The sequence below is a fragment of the Pseudophaeobacter profundi genome, assembly GCF_029697505.1.
Lineage (GTDB): Bacteria > Pseudomonadota > Alphaproteobacteria > Rhodobacterales > Rhodobacteraceae > Pseudophaeobacter > Pseudophaeobacter profundi.
Genome location: NZ_JARJEF010000105.1, coordinates 1 through 383, shown reverse-complemented (window position 1 = coordinate 383; position 383 = coordinate 1). Strand labels below are relative to the sequence as shown.

1 protein-coding gene is annotated in these 383 nt (G+C 52.5%); it reads left to right on the top strand.

The genetic code is table 11. The annotated features are described in order from the left end of the window. Window positions 1-13 precede the first annotated feature (13 nt). Window positions 14-383, top strand: a 370-nt coding sequence (locus P2081_RS20450; RefSeq protein WP_278924628.1) for an EF-hand domain-containing protein, incomplete at its 3' end; no start/stop codon positions are given.

The window sequence follows — 383 nt, the reverse complement described above, 5'->3', positions numbered from 1 at the left end:
AACACAGGGAAAAATGACAATTTCGCAGTTCCGGATGAAGAAGTTCATGTACTTGTTCAACGTATTTTTCGACAGAAATAAGAGCGGGGCCATTGACAAGAAAGACTTCGACATCGCCGCAGAGAAAATCTGCAGCGTGAGGGGCTGGAAGCCCGGAGACCCACAGTATGAGAAGACCAAGCAGGTGCTCAGCAACGTATGGGTGGGTCTCAAGGAGAAGGCGGACGCCGACAACGATGGACAGGTGACTTGCGAGGAGTGGTGCAAGATGTGGGAGGACTACTGCCGGGACCCCAACTCCGTGCTGGACTGGCAAATGCAGTTCCGAGACTTCATGTTCGACCTTGAGGACACCTCAGGAGATGGAACGATAGATGAGGAAG